The 17,890-nt window shown below is 71.6% G+C and carries 17 protein-coding genes; 5 read left to right on the forward strand and 12 right to left on the reverse strand.

The genetic code is table 11. The annotated features are described in order from the left end of the window. Positions 1 to 55 precede the first annotated feature (55 nt). On the forward strand, positions 56 to 1,501 hold the full coding sequence (locus ACRDTB_RS18540) for a M1 family metallopeptidase (RefSeq protein ID WP_431431873.1): 1,446 nt from the start codon (positions 56 to 58) through the stop codon (positions 1,499 to 1,501). 21 nt (positions 1,502 to 1,522) lie between these two features. Here the strand turns inward: ACRDTB_RS18540 and ACRDTB_RS18545 are convergent, their stop codons facing one another. From ACRDTB_RS18545 to ACRDTB_RS18555, 3 genes are all read right to left on the reverse strand, one after another. Further along, positions 1,523 to 2,524: an endonuclease/exonuclease/phosphatase family protein gene (locus tag ACRDTB_RS18545; protein WP_431431874.1), complete on the reverse strand. Its 1,002-nt coding sequence runs from the start codon at positions 2,522 to 2,524 to the stop codon at positions 1,523 to 1,525. Then, entirely contained in the window at positions 2,517 to 2,726 is a 210-nt protein-coding gene (locus ACRDTB_RS18550) for a hypothetical protein (protein WP_431431876.1), read from the reverse strand. Before ACRDTB_RS18550 ends, ACRDTB_RS18545 begins: the two co-directional genes overlap by 8 nt. 94 nt (positions 2,727 to 2,820) lie before the next feature. Then, entirely contained in the window at positions 2,821 to 5,373 is a 2,553-nt protein-coding gene (locus ACRDTB_RS18555) for an ATP-dependent Clp protease ATP-binding subunit (protein ID WP_431431878.1), read from the reverse strand. Positions 5,374 to 5,797: 424 nt separating this feature from the next. On the opposite strand from ACRDTB_RS18555, the gene ACRDTB_RS18560 reads away from it, so the two are divergent. Then, complete coding sequence (locus tag ACRDTB_RS18560) at positions 5,798 to 6,520, forward strand: (2Fe-2S)-binding protein (protein ID WP_431431905.1); 723 nt, start codon at positions 5,798 to 5,800, stop codon at positions 6,518 to 6,520. A gap of 324 nt (positions 6,521 to 6,844) precedes the next feature. On the opposite strand, the gene ACRDTB_RS18565 is transcribed toward ACRDTB_RS18560, so the two are convergent. Beyond that, positions 6,845 to 7,828, reverse strand: coding sequence for a DUF5937 family protein (locus tag ACRDTB_RS18565; protein ID WP_431431880.1), 984 nt, complete (start codon positions 7,826 to 7,828; stop codon positions 6,845 to 6,847). 66 nt (positions 7,829 to 7,894) lie between these two features. Between ACRDTB_RS18565 and ACRDTB_RS18570 the strand changes: the two genes are divergently transcribed. Next, entirely contained in the window at positions 7,895 to 9,136 is a 1,242-nt protein-coding gene (locus tag ACRDTB_RS18570; protein ID WP_431431882.1) for an MFS transporter, read from the forward strand. Between the two features lie 25 nt (positions 9,137 to 9,161). On the opposite strand, the gene ACRDTB_RS18575 is transcribed toward ACRDTB_RS18570, so the two are convergent. Together ACRDTB_RS18575 and lysS are read right to left on the reverse strand one after the other, a co-directional pair. Beyond that, complete coding sequence (locus ACRDTB_RS18575) at positions 9,162 to 9,512, reverse strand: histone-like nucleoid-structuring protein Lsr2 (protein ID WP_431431884.1); 351 nt, start codon at positions 9,510 to 9,512, stop codon at positions 9,162 to 9,164. Positions 9,513 to 9,641: 129 nt separating this feature from the next. After that, positions 9,642 to 11,144 (reverse strand): lysine--tRNA ligase, encoded by a 1,503-nt coding sequence (gene lysS, locus ACRDTB_RS18580; RefSeq protein ID WP_431431887.1) that lies wholly within the window; start codon positions 11,142 to 11,144, stop codon positions 9,642 to 9,644. A gap of 64 nt (positions 11,145 to 11,208) precedes the next feature. Between lysS and ACRDTB_RS18585 the strand changes: the two genes are divergently transcribed. Beyond that, complete coding sequence (locus ACRDTB_RS18585) at positions 11,209 to 11,961, forward strand: class I SAM-dependent methyltransferase (RefSeq protein WP_431431889.1); 753 nt, start codon at positions 11,209 to 11,211, stop codon at positions 11,959 to 11,961. Positions 11,962 to 12,125: 164 nt separating this feature from the next. Here the strand turns inward: ACRDTB_RS18585 and ACRDTB_RS18590 are convergent, their stop codons facing one another. The 6 genes from ACRDTB_RS18590 to ACRDTB_RS18615 all read right to left on the reverse strand — a co-directional run bounded on the left by ACRDTB_RS18590 (position 12,126) and on the right by ACRDTB_RS18615 (position 17,628). Further along, positions 12,126 to 12,902 carry a type III pantothenate kinase gene (locus ACRDTB_RS18590; RefSeq protein ID WP_431431891.1) on the reverse strand — a complete coding sequence of 259 codons (777 nt, stop codon included), beginning with the start codon at positions 12,900 to 12,902 and terminating at the stop codon, positions 12,126 to 12,128. 4 nt (positions 12,903 to 12,906) lie between these two features. Then, positions 12,907 to 13,404 carry an aspartate 1-decarboxylase gene (gene panD, locus ACRDTB_RS18595; protein WP_431431892.1) on the reverse strand — a complete coding sequence of 166 codons (498 nt, stop codon included), beginning with the start codon at positions 13,402 to 13,404 and terminating at the stop codon, positions 12,907 to 12,909. An 8-nt stretch (positions 13,405 to 13,412) separates the two neighbouring features. Next, the gene (panC, locus tag ACRDTB_RS18600; RefSeq protein WP_431431894.1) at positions 13,413 to 14,288 is read right to left on the reverse strand and encodes a pantoate--beta-alanine ligase; all 876 of its coding nucleotides are present in this window, start codon (positions 14,286 to 14,288) and stop codon (positions 13,413 to 13,415) included. 156 nt (positions 14,289 to 14,444) lie between these two features. Beyond that, complete coding sequence (locus tag ACRDTB_RS18605) at positions 14,445 to 15,347, reverse strand: Rossmann-like and DUF2520 domain-containing protein (protein WP_431431896.1); 903 nt, start codon at positions 15,345 to 15,347, stop codon at positions 14,445 to 14,447. 74 nt (positions 15,348 to 15,421) lie between these two features. Then, the gene (locus ACRDTB_RS18610) at positions 15,422 to 16,570 is read right to left on the reverse strand and encodes a PrsW family intramembrane metalloprotease (protein WP_431431897.1); all 1,149 of its coding nucleotides are present in this window, start codon (positions 16,568 to 16,570) and stop codon (positions 15,422 to 15,424) included. A gap of 86 nt (positions 16,571 to 16,656) precedes the next feature. Next, the gene (locus ACRDTB_RS18615; RefSeq protein WP_431431899.1) at positions 16,657 to 17,628 is read right to left on the reverse strand and encodes a hypothetical protein; all 972 of its coding nucleotides are present in this window, start codon (positions 17,626 to 17,628) and stop codon (positions 16,657 to 16,659) included. Here ACRDTB_RS18615 and ACRDTB_RS18620 point away from each other — a divergent pair. Then, positions 17,603 to 17,827, forward strand: coding sequence for a hypothetical protein (locus ACRDTB_RS18620; protein ID WP_431431901.1), 225 nt, complete (start codon positions 17,603 to 17,605; stop codon positions 17,825 to 17,827). The two genes, ACRDTB_RS18615 and ACRDTB_RS18620, sit on opposite strands and share 26 nt — an antisense overlap. Positions 17,828 to 17,890 lie beyond the last annotated feature (63 nt).

Consider the following 17,890-nt stretch of genomic DNA (forward strand, 5'->3'; position numbering starts at 1 on the left):
AGCCAAGATGGTCGCGGGTACCGCCCGGAGCTGTCCACGCAGGGAGTTGTTCACGATGCACCACGGCACGGCCGTCCGCGCCGCCTGTCTCCTCCTGGCGGTGCTGGGCCTCGCCTCGTGCACGTCACGGTCGAACGACGCCGTCGAGCCGCCGAAGCCGACGACGCCGGCCGAGGCGGCGCCGGGCGCGGACGGGGTCGGCGACCCGTACTACCCGAAGGACGGCAACGGCGGCTACGACGTGACGGCCTACCACGTGTCGATCAGCTACGACCCGCGTAGCCGCAACCTGAACGGCGACACGAGGATCACCGCGAAGGCGACCGGTGACCTCGACCGGTTCAACCTGGACCTGAACGGCCTGAAGGTCAGCGCGGTCGAGGTGGACGGCGAGGCGGCGACGTTCGAGCGGACCGGCGAGCACGAGCTGGTGATCACGCCGGCCGCCACGGTCGCGGACGACGCGGGGTTCACCACCCGGGTCCGGTACGCCGGCGTGCCGCAGGGGACCGAGTCGGGCTCGCTCGGCGAGAACGGCTGGCAGATCGCCCAGTCCGGCGGCGCGTTCGCGGCGGGCGAGCCGCATTCGGCGACGGCGTGGTATCCGGCGAACGACACGCCGCGGGACAAGGCGACGTTCAAGCTGGACGCGCGGGTGCCGAACGGCTGGAGCGTGGTGTCCAACGGTCGCGAGCGGCCGCCGACCCGCGGCTCGGACGGCTGGACGACGTTCCACTGGGTCGAGCCGACCCGGATCGCGACGTACCTGACGACGGTCGGCATCGACAAGTGGAGCATCGACCGCTCGACGCTGCCCGGCGGGATCCCGGTGGTGAGCGCCTACGCGCCGGGAGCGGAGAACAAGCGGGAGGTCGAGTCGCGGCTGCCGGAGGTCATCGCGTTCCTGTCGTCGAAGTTCGGGCCGTACCCGCAGAGCGCGGCGGGCGGGATCTACATCAACGAGAGCATCGGGTTCTCGCTGGAGACGCAGGGCCGGCCGATCTACGCGTCGTGGGCGGAGCTTCCCGTCGTGGTGCACGAGAACGCGCACCAGTGGTTCGGCAACACCGTGACGGTGCAGTCGTGGGCGGACATCTGCCTGAACGAGTGCTTCGCGAGCTACGCCCAGTGGCTGTGGGACGAGGCGAAGGAAGGCGTGAACCTCGACGACCAGTACCGCCAGGAGGTCTCCCGGGCGTCGAACCGGTTCTGGAGCGGCAAGCTGTACGACATGGGCGCGGGCAACGAGTTCACCGCGGTGTACGACAAGGGCCCGATGGCACTGCACGCGCTGCGGCGGGAGATCGGCGACCGGGCGTTCGACCGCGTGCTGAAGGAGTGGCCGACGAAGCACCGGGACGGGAACGCGTCGTGGCCGGAGTTCGAGCAGTTCGTCCAGGACGTCGCCGGCAAGGACCTGAGCGGCTTCTTCGCGGCCTGGTTCCACACGGACTCCGAACCCGAGGAGCGGTACCTGTACCCGGGCTCGCTGGGCAACTGACCATCCTTTTCGGACAGTCCACTACGGAAGGATGAGCTCCGACACCAGGGCGTCGTGGTCGGTGCCCCCGACATCGAAGACCTCGTAGCCGGCGATCGCGCAGCGGTCGTCGACCAGGATGTGGTCGATCGTGACCGGTGGGCCCAGCGGCCACTTCCGCCAGGTGGCCGACAGACCGTCGCCTGTGGACTCGGCGGCGTCGGCGTAGCCGCGGTCCATCAGCTCACGGAAGGCGGCGTGGTCGAACGACGCGTTGAAGTCGCCCGCGAGGACCCGGATGCGCTCGGCCGGGCGGGGCAGCTCGGCGAGCTCGGTGCGCCAGGTGCCCGCCGTGCCCGTTCGCACGCCGGGCTGGATGTGGACCGCGGTCAGCTCCACGTCGTCGCTGCCGGGCATGTCGACCACCATCGACGGCTGCGCCAGCGTCGACTCGTCCATCAGCACGATCTGGCGCAACGGGAAGCGGGACGCCACGGCCGTGCCCGAGCCGGTGGCATCCGTGTCGGACACGCGGTTGGGCAGCAGCTCCGCGAGCCCCAGCTCGTCGAGCGCGGCCTCCGCGGCCGGGGTCACCTCGGGCATGACCAGCACGTCGATCTTCTGGTCGCGGGCGATGCCGAAGACCGTGCGCGGGTCGGCCCGGCCGACGAACAGGTTGAGCGACATGATCCGCAGCCGGTCGCCGTCCACGGCGGGCTGTTCCTCCGAGAGCACCCGCGGCACGAGCAGCGTGCCCAGGCCGATCGCCAGCAGCAGCACGGTGATGCCGACGACCCGCCGGCGCGTGAGCACGCACAGCAGGCCGAGCACGAGCCCGAACGCCGCCAGGTACGGCGTCAGCGCCATGGCGGCGACGAGCACCTCCGTCGACTCGATGCCGGCGATCCGCAGCACCGCGTACGCGACGAACAGGAGCGCGGGCGTGACGAGGAAGAACCCGAGCCCACGGCCGCCGGCCCGGCGCCGGGGTGGGTCGCCGTAGTCCGGTTCCGGATCGACCGCACGGGTCGCGGCCCTAGCCACGGCGCTCGTTTCCCCGCTTGTAGTTGCCCGTGACCCGGGCGAGCACCTGCTGGGCCTCGTCGTCGGAGGAGCCGGTGAGGCGGGCCAGCAGCCGCGCCGCGGCCGCCCCGCGCACGGTGGTCACCACGCGCCCGCCGCGCGAGACCAGCACCTGCCCGTCCTTCGTGGTCCGCCAGTCGAACGGGTCCTCCGTCAAGCCCATGGACCCAATATGCCCGAAACGGCGGCCCGGCACGGCGAAAGCCGCATCACCACGCCGTGGTGATGCGGCTTTCGAACCGGTTCGTTCCCTGCCGCTACGCCGACTCCGAGTCCTCGGTCGACTCGCCGCCGCTGGAGGCGGCCATGTCGACCGGCGGGGCGTCCGGCACGTCTTCGGGCTTCGCCTCGCCGCGGAAGGTGAAGACGGCCTTGTCCGTGGACGTGCCCTCCTCACCGTCCCAGCCCTCGACGTCGCCGATGATGATCTGACCCGCCGTCAGCTCGCCGAACAGGATCTTCTCCGACAGCTGGTCCTCGATCTCGCGCTGGATGGTGCGGCGCAGCGGCCGGGCACCCAGCACCTTGTCGAAGCCGCGGGTGGCGAGCAGCCTCTTGGCCGCCGGGGTGAGCTCCAGCGCCATGTCCTTGTTCTTCAGCTGCGTCTCGACGCGGGCGATCATCAGGTCCACCATCAGGACGATCTGGTCGTGGGTGAGCTGGTGGAACACGATCGTGTCGTCGATGCGGTTGAGGAACTCGGGCCGGAAGTGCTTCTTCAGCTCGTCCTCGACCTTCTGCTTCATCCGGTCGTAGGACTGGGTCTCGTCGCCGGCCGAGAAGCCCAGGCTCACCGCCTTGGAGATGTCCCCGGTACCGAGGTTCGAGGTGAAGATGATCACCGTGTTCTTGAAGTCCACGGTGCGGCCCTGACCGTCGGTCAGGCGGCCGTCCTCGAGCACCTGCAGGAGGGTGTTGTAGACCTCCTGGTGCGCCTTCTCGATCTCGTCGAACAGCACCACCGAGAACGGCTTGCGCCGCACCTTCTCGGTGAGCTGACCGCCTTCCTCGTAGCCCACGTAGCCCGGAGGGGCACCGAAGAGCCGCGAGGCGGTGTAGCGGTCGTGGAACTCGCCCATGTCGATCTGGATGAGCGCGTCGTCCTCGCCGAACAGGAAGTTCGCCAGCGCCTTGGACAGCTCGGTCTTACCGACACCGGACGGGCCGGCGAAGATGAACGAGCCGGACGGGCGCTTCGGGTCCTTCAGGCCGGCGCGGGTGCGGCGGATGGCCTGCGACACGGCCCTGACCGCGTCCTCCTGGCCGATGATCCGCTTGTGCAGCTCGTCCTCCATGCGGAGCAGACGCGTGGTCTCCTCCTCGGTGAGCTTGAACACCGGGATGCCGGTCCAGTTGGCCAGGACCTCGGCGATCTGCTCGTCGTCGACCTCGGCGACGACGTCCAGGTCGCCGTCCTTCCACTGCTTCTCCCGCTCCGCCTTCTGGCCGAGCAGCTGCTTCTCCGAGTCACGCAGCTTGGCGGCCCGCTCGAAGTCCTGCGCGTCTATCGCGCTCTCCTTCTCGCGGCGCACGTCGGCGATCTTCTCGTCGAACTCGCGCAGGTCCGGCGGCGCGGTCATGCGGCGGATCCGCATCCGGGCGCCGGCCTCGTCGATCAGGTCGATCGCCTTGTCCGGCAGGAAGCGGTCGTTGATGTACCGGTCGGCGAGGGTCGCCGCGGCGACCAGGGCCGGGTCGGTGATCGTGACCCGGTGGTGCGCCTCGTACCGGTCCCGCAGTCCCTTGAGGATCTCGATGGTGTGCTCGAGCGTCGGCTCGCCGACCTGGATCGGCTGGAAGCGGCGCTCCAGCGCGGGGTCCTTCTCGACGTACTTGCGGTACTCGTCGAGCGTGGTGGCGCCGATGGTCTGCAGCTCACCGCGGGCGAGCATGGGCTTGAGGATCGACGCGGCGTCGATCGCGCCCTCCGCGGCACCCGCGCCGACGAGCGTGTGGATCTCGTCGATGAACAGGATGATGTCGCCGCGGGTGCGGATCTCCTTGAGCACCTTCTTGAGGCGCTCCTCGAAGTCACCGCGGTAGCGCGAGCCGGCGACCAGCGAGCCGAGGTCGAGCGTGTAGAGCTGCTTGTCCTTCAGCGTCTCCGGGACCTCGCCCTTGACGACCATCTGCGCGAGCCCCTCGACGACGGCCGTCTTGCCGACGCCGGGCTCGCCGATGAGCACCGGGTTGTTCTTGGTGCGGCGGGACAGCACCTGCATGACCCGCTCGATCTCCTTGGCCCGCCCGATGACCGGGTCGAGCTTGCCCTCACGCGCGGACGACGTGAGGTTGCGGCCGAACTGGTCGAGCACCAGCGAGGAGGACGGCGTGCCCTCGCCACGGCCGCCGGTCTCCGCGGGCTCCTTGCCCTGGTAGCCGGACAGCAGCTGCAACACCTGCTGGCGAACGCGGTTCAGGTCGGCGCCGAGCTTCACGAGGACCTGGGCGGCCACGCCCTCGCCCTCCCGGATGAGGCCGAGAAGGATGTGCTCGGTGCCGATGTAGTTGTGGCCGAGCTGCAACGCCTCCCGCAGCGACAGCTCGAGGACCTTCTTGGCCCGGGGGGTGAAGGGGATGTGCCCGCTCGGCGCGTGCTGGCCCTGGCCGATGATCTCCTCGACCTGCTGCCGCACGCCTTCCAGCGCGATCCCCAACGACTCCAACGCCTTGGCGGCGACACCCTCACCCTCGTGGATCAAGCCCAGGAGGATGTGCTCGGTGCCGATGTAGTTGTGGTTGAGCATCCTGGCCTCTTCCTGGGCCAGCACAACCACCCGCCTCGCGCGGTCGGTGAACCTCTCAAACATCTGCACTCCTGACTGCTGCGCCGGCGGCCCTATGCCCCACCGTTTCCTTCCGCGCCGGTGGGCCCAGCACCGTGAAGACCACTGTAGTCGCCCAGCCTGTCGCTCTCAGTACCACTTGCGGCTAAGCGCGGTCGTCTACGACGACGTAATCATCGTCTGACACCACAACGTGCGGGAATCGGGAAGGATTCCACTGGATGCCGTTCGCATACGGGTGTCCGCTGAGCGCGAACAGCACCAGTACGAGTGGTCACACCCGGCTCGCCGCGTATTCTCCGCACCGTTAAGGTAAGGCATACCTCACTATCGATTGGCGGAGCGGAGATCGCTCGTGCGGACCACGGCGGGCCTACGGCTCGTGACCGACGCCTGGCGGGACGATCTCGCCGCGTCGGTGTCCCGTGCCTCGTCGCGGCAGGTCAGGATGTCGCTGCGGGTCGGCCTGCCCGAAGACGAGGCCGGCTGGGTGAACTGTGGCCGGCTGCTCTCCGACTCCGCCGGGTTCGCGAGCTGGCGGTCGTCGCTCGCCGGGTGGCTCGACGCGACCTACGGCGCCGCGCCCGAACGGACCACCGGCGGCTACGTCATGACGTGGTACCTGGCCGTGCCGGGCTACCTCGCGGCGCTGCTGTTCCACCACGAGCGGCGCGTGCCGTCGTTGCGGCCGGAGCAACTGGCCTTCCGGATGGCTCGACCGCGGCCCCATCCGGAGTCGATCGCCGTGCTAGACACCCGATTCGTGTGCCTGCCCGACGACCCGGCCGCGGGCACGCCGGCGGCGACCGTCGTGCCCGACGAGCGGGCGCTGGCCGCGGTGCTGCGGGGCCGGTTCACCGCGCACGCGGCGCGGTTCATCGCGACGTTCGCGCCGACCGTCCGCTTCGGCCGGCACACGCTGTGGGCCGCGGCGACCGACGCGCTGGACGACTCGATGCTGCTGGCGGGCCGCTACGGCGGCGACGAGGGCGCGGGCGTGCTGGACGCGGCGCTGCTGCTGCCCTCGCGGCTCGGCCCGCTGACGTCCGGCTCGACGATGCGCCCGTGCGGAGGCGGCTGGACGCGGCGACGGGAGAGCTGCTGCTTCCACTACCTCCTCGAGCACGGCAAGGGGCCCTGCTCGACCTGCCCGCGAGTCCTTCCCAAGTGACCCGCTGATCCACAGGGGGCGGGGTTGTCCACAGCCAAGATCAACACCCGCCGCCGCGTGGGTGCCGACCGGTAGACTGGCGTCGAGGGTGGCCCCCGGAGAGGGTGGGGCGCTGCGTTTCCTGCGTTCTGCACGCGCGCGTGGGCGCGCGGGGGATTTCTGTGTTCCCACGGGACGGGTGGAGCTCGAGATCAAATCGGGCCGAGGGTCTCGCAAACCGCACCTCAGGGGAACGTGACGCAAGCCAGCCACAAGTACGTGACCAGGCAGAACTTTCCTTCATTCAACGGAACCAGCACATTGAACTCCGGGGAGGCGGAACCGTCAGTCGTCGGGGGTGGCGGCCAGGGCGTCGCCCAGTGGGGTGCGGCGGTAGAGGACCGAGCGGCCCGCGCGGGCGCGGCTCACCAGGCCCGCCCGGCGCAGGATGGCCAGGTGGTCGCCCACCGCGCCGGGTGCCAGGCGCAGGCTGGCGGCCAGCTGCCTGGTGCTGGCCGGTTCGGCCAATGTGGACAGTAGACGCGCGCGCGAGCGGCCCAGCAGGTCGGCCAGCGCGGACGGCGGTGGGGCCTGGTCCGGCTCCAGCAGGGCCGCCGTACCGCGGGCCGGGTAGATCAGCGCGTGTGGCCACGGCGGGTCCGTGTACACCGCCACCTTCGGCCACACGAACACCGACGGCACCAGCAGCAGCCCGCGCCCTCCCAGGTCGATGTCCGCATCGGCCCGGTGCGCCACGTGAATGCTGCCGTCGTGCCAGCTCACCCTGCGGTGCAGACCCGCGAGCGCGGCCGTCCAGCCGCCGCGGGTCAGCAGGCCGGCGCGGTGGATGACGTCGCGCTCGCACACCGCGCGCATCGCCGGCCAGTCGGCACCGACGAGCTCGTGCCAGGCGGTCTCCAGCGTGTCCGCGACGATCTCGACCACGGCCGGGTCGCGCAGGACCGCGCGCACCCGCTCGTCTGGCTCCGGCTCGTCGCGCAGGCACTTCGCGATCTCCTCGCGCGCGAGCTCCAGCGGTGTCGCGCGGACCGCGGCGAGGTCCTCCGCGAGCGTCTGGGCCAGGCCGGCCGGCGGCGGGGCGACGAGCGCCGCGCCGTAGTGCCTCGTCTGCAGCGCCAGCACCGCGTCGAGCTCGGTCGTGGCGCGCAGCCGCCGGTAGGCCGGGCGCAGCCGCGCCGACCAGTCCGCCGGGAGCCGCGCCTGGCTGAGGCCGGACAGCCGGCGCAGGACGTTGTCCAGCTCGAACAGCGGCGAGATGGCGAACCTGCTGTTCAGGATGTCGTCGCGGTGGACGGTGACCCGCAGCACGCCGCCGACCTTACGTCGTGGGGCGAATCCTTGGTGCCGTGCCGGGGGCCGGGCGAGGCTCGTCGCATGGCGGAGGTGGCGGACCGGGCGACGTTCCGGCAGGTGCTGGCGGTGCCGGTGTTCCGGGTGGTGTTCTGGTTCCGGGCGGTCGCGATCGGCGCGGACACGCTGCGCACGGTCGCGCTGTCGGTGCTCGTGTTCGCGCAGACGGGCTCGGTGTTCCTCGGCGCGCTCACGTTCGGCATCTCGTTCCTGCCGCAGGTCGTGGGCGGCGTGGTGATCGGCGCGCTGCCCGACCTGGTCCGGCCGCGGCCGCTGATCGTCACCGGCTACCTGCTCGAGGCGGCCGGCGCGGCCGTGCTGGCGCTGGCCGGCCTGCCGGTGTGGGCGAGCCTGTTGCTGGTCGCGGCGATCGGGTGTCTCGGGCCGGTGTTCAACGGGACGGCCGGCAAGCTCACCGCGGACTCGCTGACCGGCGACGCGTACGTCCTCGGCCGCGGGCTGTTCCAGCTCGCCGTCTCGGCGGCGCAGCTGGTCGGCCTGGCCGCGGGCGGGGTCGCGGTCGCGGCGGTGGGCGCGCAGCGGGCGCTGCTCTTCGCCGCCGCCGCCCACCTCGTCGCCGCGCTGGGCACCCGGCTGCTGCTCCCCGACCTGCCGGCGCCGGGCCGCGCGGACGACCGGTCGCTGCTGGGGCGCAGCTGGCGGGTCACCCGGGAGCGGCTCGGGAACCGGAGGGCGCGGCGGCTGCTGCTGATCATGTGGCTGCCGCCCGCGTTCGTGACCGGCGCGGACAGCCTGCTGGTGCCGTTCGCCGCGCTGCGCGGGTTCCCGGAGGCCTCGGCCGGCCTGCTGCTCGCCTGCGTCCCGCTCGGGATGCTGCTGGGCAACCTCGTCGTTGCGCGCCTGCTCGGGCCGGCCACGCGCGAGCGGCTGGTGCCGGTGCTGGTCGCGGTCCTGGGTGTGCCGCTGCTCGGGTTCGCGCTCGGGCTGGGCGTGGTGGCGCTCGGCGCGCTGCTCGTGGTGACCGGGTTCGGGTTCGGCTACGGGTTGGGCGTGCAGCGGCCGTTCCGGGACGCGGTCGCCGAACAGGTTCGCGGGCAGGCGTTCGGCCTGCTCTCGACCGGGCTGATGACGTTGCAGGGCGTCGGACCGGCCGTGTTCGGCCTCGTCGCGGAGCTCGTGCCGGTGGGGTCCGCGATGGCGGCGGGCGGCGTGGCGACGGTCCTCACGGCGATCTGGATTGCCGCGACCGGTTCTGTTCGGGAAAGAAAAAACGCCGGTTCTCGCTCGGCCGCGAATCAGCGGTGAGGTGAACCGGCGTCGCGGCTATTGGTCACGCCTGTGCGTTGTACGCGTCCGTGACCTCCTTGGGGATTCGTCCCCGATCCGAGACGTTCATGCCCTGCTTGCGGGCCCACTCGCGAATTGCCTGGTTCTGTTCCCGATCGGCCGAGGCGGTGCGCGGAGCACGGCCCGCACCGGCACGTCCGACAACACGCTTACGGCCACCGGCCTGTCGACGGGCATGCTCCACGTATTCGGAGAGCGCGTCCCGCAACCGCTCCGCATTGTCCTCGGAGAGGTCGATCTCGTAGAACGCACCATCCAAACCGAACTCGACGGTCTCCTCGGCTTCGGAACCGTCGAGGTCGTCGACCAGAGTAACCATGACCTTCTGCGCCATCTGCGCCCTCCTTGGTTTGAAACGCGAGGCCGAACGTGCGTGCATGAGCGCACCAGATATAAATACTCCCACTTAGGAGGTTAACGCAAATCGCTGCCCGCGTTTAGTCACGACGACGTGTCAGCCTGCTCATTCTGGCCGCACGAGAGGAAACAGGATCGTCTCCCGTATGCCGAGGCCGGTGAGTGCCATCAGCAACCGGTCGATGCCCATTCCGACCCCGCCGCTCGGCGGCATTCCGTACTCGAGTGCGCGCAGAAAGTCCTCGTCAAGGCGCATGGCCTCGTCGTCGCCGGCCGCCCGCAGGCTCGCCTGCTCGGCGAGCCGCTCGCGCTCGACGACCGGGTCGACCAGCTCGGAGTAGCCCGTGGCCAACTCGAATCCGCGCACGTAGAGGTCCCACTTCTCCGCCACGCCGGGGATGCCGCGGTGCTGACGGGTCAGCGGGGAGGTCTCGACCGGGAAGTCGCGCACGAACGTCGGCGCGTGCAGGTGGTCGCCCACGAGATGCTCGAACAGCTCCTCGACGAGCCTGCCGTGCCCGAGCTCGGGACCGACCTCCAGGCCGACCGCCACGGCGTGCTTGCGCAGCAGGTCAGCCGGGGTCTGCGGGGTGATCTCCGTGCCCAACGCGGCGGAGGTCGAGCCGTACATCGTGAGCGTGTTCCACTCGCCGGACAGGTCGTAGGCCTCCCCGTCCGCGAGCGTGATCTCGAGGCCGCCGAACACGGCTTCCGCCGCTTCCTGGATCAGCTCGCGGGTCAGCACCGCCATCGAGTCGTAGGTGGCGTAGGCCTCGTAGAACTCGAGCATCGCGAACTCAGGTGAATGCGAGGAGTCCATCCCCTCGTTACGAAAGTTGCGATTGATCTCGAAGACCTTCTCGATTCCGCCGACCACGCACCTCTTGAGGAACAGCTCAGGCGCGATGCGCAGGTACAGATCCTGGTCCAACGCGTTCGAGCGTGTGACAAACGGCCGCGCGGTGGCACCGCCGTGCATCGTTTGGAGCATCGGCGTCTCCACCTCGATGAATCCGCGGCGATTGAAACTCTCTCGCAATGCGCGGGTGACACCGGCTCGCATCCGTACGTTATCCCGGGCCCGTGGACGCAGGATCAGATCGACATAGCGCTGCCTAATACGGGTTTCCTCACCGAGCTGCTTGTGAGCCACCGGCAACGGGCGCAACGACTTGGCCGCCATTCGCCACTGGTCCGCTAGTACGGACAGCTCACCACGCCTGGAGGTGATTACCTCACCACGGACGAAAACGTGGTCGCCGATGTCGACATCCGCCTTCCACGCGGAAAGCGCCTCCGCGCCGACCTTGTTCAGGCTCAGCATCGCCTGTAGTTCGGTGCCGTCCCCGGCGATGAGCGTGGCGAAACAGAGCTTGCCGGTATTGCGCATGAACATGACCCGGCCGGTGACGCTCACCACATCCGCGGTGGCCGAGTCGGGCGGCAAATCGGAATACGCGGCCCGGATCTCGGCGAGGGTGTGGGTCCTGGGCAGTTCGGCCGGATAGGGATCGACGCCGCCGGCCAGCAGCCGCGCCCGCTTCTCCCGGCGGATCCGCACCTGCTCCGGAAGGTCGTCGGTGGGTGGCTGGGGCGGCTCGTCGGTCACGCGCGTCAGCGTAGGGAGCGGGAGTTCGCCCAGGCGACCTGGTATCCGCCGCTACGTTGGGAGCATGGAGGTCGAGGAGCTGCGGAGCCGGAGGTCGCGCGCGTTCGGCGCCACGGCGGCCGCCTACGCCGAGCACCGGCCCGACTACCCGGCGGAAGGCATCCGGTGGGGTCTCGCGGCGGCGGCGGGCCCAGTGCGCACGGTGTTGGACCTGGCGGCGGGGACCGGGAAGCTCACCGCCGGGCTGCTCGCGATGGGTGTCGAGGTCACCGCGGTCGAGCCGGACGCGGAGATGCTCGCCGAGCTGTCGGCGCGCTTTCCCACGGTGCGGGCGCTGGACGGGACGGCCGAGCGAATCCCGCTGCCGGCCGGTTCGGTCGACGCGGTGGTCGTCGGGCAGGCGTTCCACTGGTTCGACCGGAAGCGCGCGCTCGCCGAGATCGCGCGGGTGCTGCGGCCGGGTGGTGCGGTCGCGGCGCTGTGGAACGACGATGACGAGTCGGTCGAGTGGGTCGCGGGGCTGGGCGAGGTGTCGCGGACGCGGGTCTCGTGGTCGTCGTCGGCGGACTACCCGACGTTCGACGGTGCGTGCTTCACGCCGGGTGCGAAGGCCGGCTTCGGACACACCCTGCGCCGCACGGCGGAGTCGCTGACGGAGACGATCGGCACGAAGTCGCACACGCTGGTGGTCGACGACGAGGAGCGGGCCGCCGTGCTCGGCCGGATCCGCGACTACCTGCGCTCCCGCCCGGAGACCGCCAGCGGCGAGTTCGACCTGCCGCTGGTGACGTCCGTGGTCCGGGCGCGGCGCATGTAGCGGACGAGTGTGGCGGACGTCGGGCCGTCGCTGGTCGCCCCGTGGATGGCGGCCCCCACCCTCTCCGGGGGCCACCCCACCACGCCAGTCTACCGGCGGGGGGTGACGGGGGTGGGTGGTGTTGATCTTGCCTGTGGATGGTCGGTTCTTGTGGACAACCGGGCTCAGCGGGTGTTGCGGTCGAAGACGAGGCGCAGGCCGAGCAGTGTCAAGTCCGGGCGGTGGTCGACGATCGTGGCGGACTCGTCCACCACGAGGGGGGCCAGGCCGCCCGTGGCGATGACCGTGACCTCGCCGGCGTGTGTGGTGCGGTCGAGCTCGTTGACGATGCGTCGGACCAAACCGTCTACCTGGCCGGCGAAGCCATAGATGATGCCGGACTGCAGGCACTCCACCGTGTTCTTCCCGATCACCGAGCGCGGGCGGACCAGCTCGACCTTGCGCAGCGCGGCCGCGCGGGCGGCGAGTGCGTCGACGGAGATCTCGATGCCGGGTGCGAACACGCCACCCAGGAACTCGCCCTTCGCAGAGATCACGTCGATGTTGGTGGACGTGCCGAAGTCGACCACCACGCATGCGGTCTCGTGCAGGTAGTGCGCGGCGAGCGTGTTGATCACCCGGTCCGCGCCGACCTCCTTGGGGTTGTCGACGAGCAGCGGCACGCCGGTGCGCACGCCCGGCTCGACGATCACCCGGGGCACGTCGCGGTAGTACCGGCCGAGCATCACGCGCAGCTCCCGCAGCACCGCCGGGACCGTGGACAGTGCGGACACCCCGGTGATCCGGTCGACGTGCTCGCCGAGCAGCCCGCGCATGGTGAGCGCGAGTTCGTCGGCGGTCATCCGGGCGTCGGTGCGCATCCGCCAGTCCCGCACCAGCTCGCTGTCCTGGTACAGGCCGAGTGCGATGTTGGTGTTGCCGACGTCGATGGTGAGCAGCACCGGGTCAGCTCTCCGACTGGAGCAACGCGTCGAGCACGGCGGCGTCCTCGGTCTCGGCCGGCGTCTCCGACATCTCGGCCGGCGCCTGTGCGGCTGGCTCGGCACCGCTCACCAGGCCGGATTCCTCGAGCGCGTGCGCCGGGTCGCTGCCGGACGCGACGATCCGGTTGGCCTCGTCGACGAACACGATCCGCGGTCGGAAGGCGGCGGCCTCGGCGGCGTCCATGAGCCCGTAGGCGATCAGGATGACGATGTCGCCGGGATGCACGAGGTGCGCGGCGGCGCCGTTGACGCCGATCACGCCGCTGCCGCGCTCGCCCGCGATCACATACGTCTCCAGCCGCGCGCCGTTGGTGACGTCGACGATCGTGACCTGCTCGCCGGCGAGGAGGTCGGCGGCGTCCATGAGCACCGGGTCGACGGTGACCGAGCCGACGTAGTTCAGGTCGGCCCGGGTGACCGTGGCCCGGTGGATCTTGGACTTGAGCATCGTGCGGAACATCGTCCCCCCTACCGCGGTTCGCCGAGGATCACGGGCACATTGTCGATCAGGCGGGTGGCGCCGACGCGGGCGGCCACGAGCAGCCTCGCCTCGCCGTGCGCGGGGACCGGGCCGAGGTCGCGGGCGCGCAGCTCGAGGTAGTCGACGTCGATGCCGGGTTCCTTGTCCAGCACGCCGCGCGCGGCGTCGAGGACGGCGGCCGGGCCCTCGGCGCTGACCCGGCCGGCGGCGGTGAGCGCGGCGGACAGTGCCACGGCGGCGGCGCGCTGCTCGGCGTCGAGGTAGGCGTTGCGGCTGGAGCGCGCGAGGCCGTCGGACTCCCGCACGATCGGCACGCCGATGACCTTGACCTCGAGGTTGAGGTCGCGCACCATCCGCCGGACCAGCACGAGCTGCTGGTAGTCCTTCTCGCCGAAGAGGGCGAAGTCCGGACGGATGATGTTGAACAGCTTGGCGACGACCGTGAGCACGCCGGCGAAGTGGCCGGGCCGCGCGGCGCCCTCGAGCTCGTCGCCGAGCGGTCCGGGGTGGACGGTCGTCTGCGCGTCCGGTAGGTACATCGCGTCGCGTTCGGGGGTGAACACGAGCTCGACACGCTCCTGGCGGCAGACGTCGAGGTCGGCCTCGAGTGGGCGCGGGTAGCGGTCGAGGTCCTCGCCCGCGCCGAACTGCAGCGGGTTCACGAAGATCGACGCGGTGAGCACGATGTTCGGCAGCCGCCGCGCGGTGCGCATGAGCTGGCGGTGGCCGTCGTGCAGCGCGCCCATGGTCGGCACGAGTGCGATCTTGCGGCCGGACCCGCGCAGCGCCCGGGTGATCTTGACCAGGTCTTCAAGTCCACTGTGGACGTTGAGGTGGCCTGGGGTGTACTTCGGCGCGGTCATGACTGTTCCGCCTCCCCGGATTTCGATGTTGTGGCTGCGTTGGGGACGGAAAGTTCTGTTTGGGCACGTACTTGTGGCTGGCTTGCGTCACGTTCCCCTGCGGTGCGGCTGCGAAGCCCTCGGCCTGATTCGATCTCGAGGTTGGCCCAGGGGGTGTCATGAGCCTTCCTCACCAGGGCGGCGTTCGAGCGCGGCGGTCACGTCGGGGGCGAGATCGGCGCGCAGCAGCCCGGCCTGCTCGGCTCGGCTGGCGGTGCGGGCGGCGAGCGCGCGGTAGGCGGGCAGCAGGTCGGGCGCGTGGTCGGCGAGGACGCGCAGGTGGGCGAGGACGGTGCCGGCGTCGCCGCGGGCGACCGGGCCGGTGAGCGCGCGGTCGCCGTGGCGCAGGGCGTTGTCGAGCGCGGCGGACAGCAGCGGACCCAGCATGCGCTCGGGGTCGCCGACGCCGGCGCGGCGCAGGAGATCCGAGGCCTCGGCGACGAGCGTGACCAGGTGGTTCGCGCCGTGGGCGAGGGCGGTGTGGTAAAGCGGGCGGGCGGCCTCGGGCACGCGGACGGGCTCGGCGCCCATCTCGACGACGAGGGCCTCGCCGACGCTCCAGGCGGTCTCGTCGGCGTTCGCGGCGGTGACGCCGAAGCAGCAGGTGGTGATGCGTTCGAGGTCCTCGGCGCGGCCGGTGAACGTCATGACGGGGTGCAGGGCGAGCGGCAGGGCACCGTGCTCGACGGCGGGGCGCAGTACCTCGACGCCGTGGGCGCCGCAGGTGTGCACGACGATCTGTCCGGGGCGCAGGGCGCCGGCGGCGGCGAGGCCGCGGACCATGCCGGCGAGGGCGTCGTCGGGGAGGGCGAGCAGGACCAGGTCGGCCCGGGTGACGACGTCGTCGGGCGGTAGCAGCGGGACGCCGGGCAGCAGGTCCTCGGCGCGCTGGACGGATGCCCTGGACACGCCGGAGACGGCCGCGACGGTGTGGCCGGCCCGCGCGAGTGCGGCCCCGAGCACCGCGCCGACGCGGCCGGCGGAGACCACGCCGACGGCGAGGCGCGCCGGTCGGTTCATCCCGCCTCCCCTGAGTTGTGGGAAAACGAGCGTAACCATGCGTGCCGGGGGTGCCGTGCGCCGGGTGAGGAGGTTCACCGCGACCGCACCAGCTCGGCCTTCGTGGTGTGCAGCGCGGCGATCAGCCTGGCCTCGCGCTCGGCGGCGTCGGCGCCGGCGAGGCCGAGGCGGGCGGCGTGCCAGAGGAAGGCGAGCTCGGTGACGGCGGCCTGGTAGGCGCCGAGGTCGCGGGCGGCCTGCCGGCCGTTGCGGCGTGCGGTGGTGGCGCGCCAGGTGCGGCGGGCGGTGAGGTTGGTGAGCCGCGCGACGTCGCGGGGGTCGACCCACCCGCGGCCGACCATGACCGGCAGCGCGCGGGCGACGATCTTCTGCTCGCGGCGGCGGTGCCAGCCGACGAACATCGTGCCGGCGATGAAGATGGGGACCATGACGAGGAAGTAGACGTTGAGGAAGGTGTCCGCGGTGCCGAGCGTGGCGGCGGCGTTCCACATGGCATGCAGCGTGACGGCCGCGAGGTAGCCGCCGACGGGGGCGAGGATGCGCAGGCCGGGGTTGGGCGAACGGACGGCGATGCCGACGCCGATGCCGATCATCGCGGTGAACAGCGGGTGGCAGAACGGCGAGAGGACGCCGCGGAGGATGAACGCGGTGATCACGCCGGCGGTGCTGGTGTCGCCGAACCCGTGCTCGGCGAAGGCGCGGCCGAAGTAGTAGATGTTCTCGGTGAACGCGAAGCCGGCGGCGACGAAGCCCGCGTAGACGACGCCGTCGATGACGCCGTCGAGCTCGCCCGCCAGCCAGAGGAGGATGCCGATGACGAAGGCGCCCTTGGCGGCCTCCTCGAACAGCGGCGCGGACACGACGGCGGAGACGGTGTCGCCCTTGCCGTGACCGAGCAGCGCGTCGCCGACGGCCTCGGCGGTGTTGTTGATCAGCAGGGCGGTGATGGCGGCGACGCTGGCACCCCAGCCGAAAGCGAGCCACAGCAGGCGGGCGGGTTCGGGCTCCCACCGGTCGATCCACAGCAGGGCCGCGACGACCGACCCGACCGGCACGAGCGCCACGACGATCCCCACGAACTCCGCGACGAGCCCGACCCGCGCCGTGCCGAGCGCGAGCAGGGCGAGCCCGCACCCCGCGAGCACCACGAGCCCGGCGACGGGCAGCAGCACGGTCCGCCAGCGCGGACTGTGGCGCGGTGGCGGCAGGGGCGCGTCATGCACGGCGCAACCCTACGGGGCGAGGACCTGCCCACCAGGTGGTTGACGTGTTCGTGACTTTCCCGCCGGCGTGCGGGCGCGGTTCGCGGTCAGTCCTCGCGGCGGCGACGGCGGCGGGGGCTGGCGGTGCCGCCGTGCGAGGCGAGCAGGTCGCTGACCGAGCGGCCGGCGGCGTGGGAGCCGCTCGGGGAGTCGGATGTCGGGTCCGGGCGGGCATGGCTGCCGCTGCGGGAGCCGTTCTGGGACGCGGGATCCTGCCACGCCAGCCGGTCGTCGGCGTGGCGGCGGCCGCCACCGTTCGCGAGGTCATCGGACCGGGCCACCGGAGCCATGTAGCCGGACTCCACGGAGCGCCGGTCGACCGGCGCTCCGTTCGGTCCGAACGCGACCGGCGCGACATAGCCCGACTCCACCGCCCGGCGACCGCTCTCGCTGTACCCCTGCGGGCCGAATCCGCTCTCGCTGTACCCCTGCGGGCCGAATCCGCTCTCGCTGTACCCCTGCGGGCCAAATCCCGTGGCGGCGCCGTTCCCGTAACTGGCACCTGTTCCGTAACCGGTGCCGTTTCCGTAACCGTTGCCGGCGCTGGTCCCGTAGCCGTTGCCGGCGCTGGTTCCGTAGCCGTTACCGGCGCTGGTTCCGTAGCCGGTCCGTTCCGCCGGACGCTGACCGGCGGCCCCGGGTCGGCCCGGGGTCTCGGCCGGCCGGGCGCCGGGCACCGGGTAACCGGACGTGCCGGCGCCGCGCTGGCTCGGCTCGGGGTAGCTCGGCAGGTCGGGCGCGGGGCGGCCGGCGTCGACGTATCCGGTCGGCTGCATCCGCCCGGGGGACGGCGGCGCGGCGGGCGGTCCGGCTGGCGATGCGGCGGGTGGCGTGGCGGGTGGCGTCCGGCCCGGGGGCTCCGCGGACACGGCTTCCATCCGCGCGGAGATCTCGCCCGGCCGCGGGATGCCGTAGGACTCGTCGGCCCGGTGTGCGGACGTGGACGGGCTCGCCGGCCGGCCCCGGCCGGCGGGCTGCACGTGCCCGTAGGACGTGCCGGCCCGGCTCGCGGGCGGCATCCGGTTCGAGGACGCCGCGGCCTGGCCCGGCGGCGTGACGGCGTGGCTCCCCGACGGCGTCCCACCCGGCGGTACGGCGGTCGGGCCGGCCGGCATGCCACCGGTCGAGGCCGCCGCCGGGCTCGCGGGCGGCATCCGGCCCGACGACGCGGCGGCGTGGCCCGCCGGTGACATCCGACCGGAGGACGCGGCTGGGTAACCCGCCGGTGACATTCGGCTCGACGAATCCGGCGCCTGAGTCGCCGGGCGAACTCCGCCCGGC

The sequence above is a fragment of the Actinophytocola sp. genome (assembly GCF_050699935.1).
GTDB lineage: Bacteria > Actinomycetota > Actinomycetes > Mycobacteriales > Pseudonocardiaceae > Actinophytocola.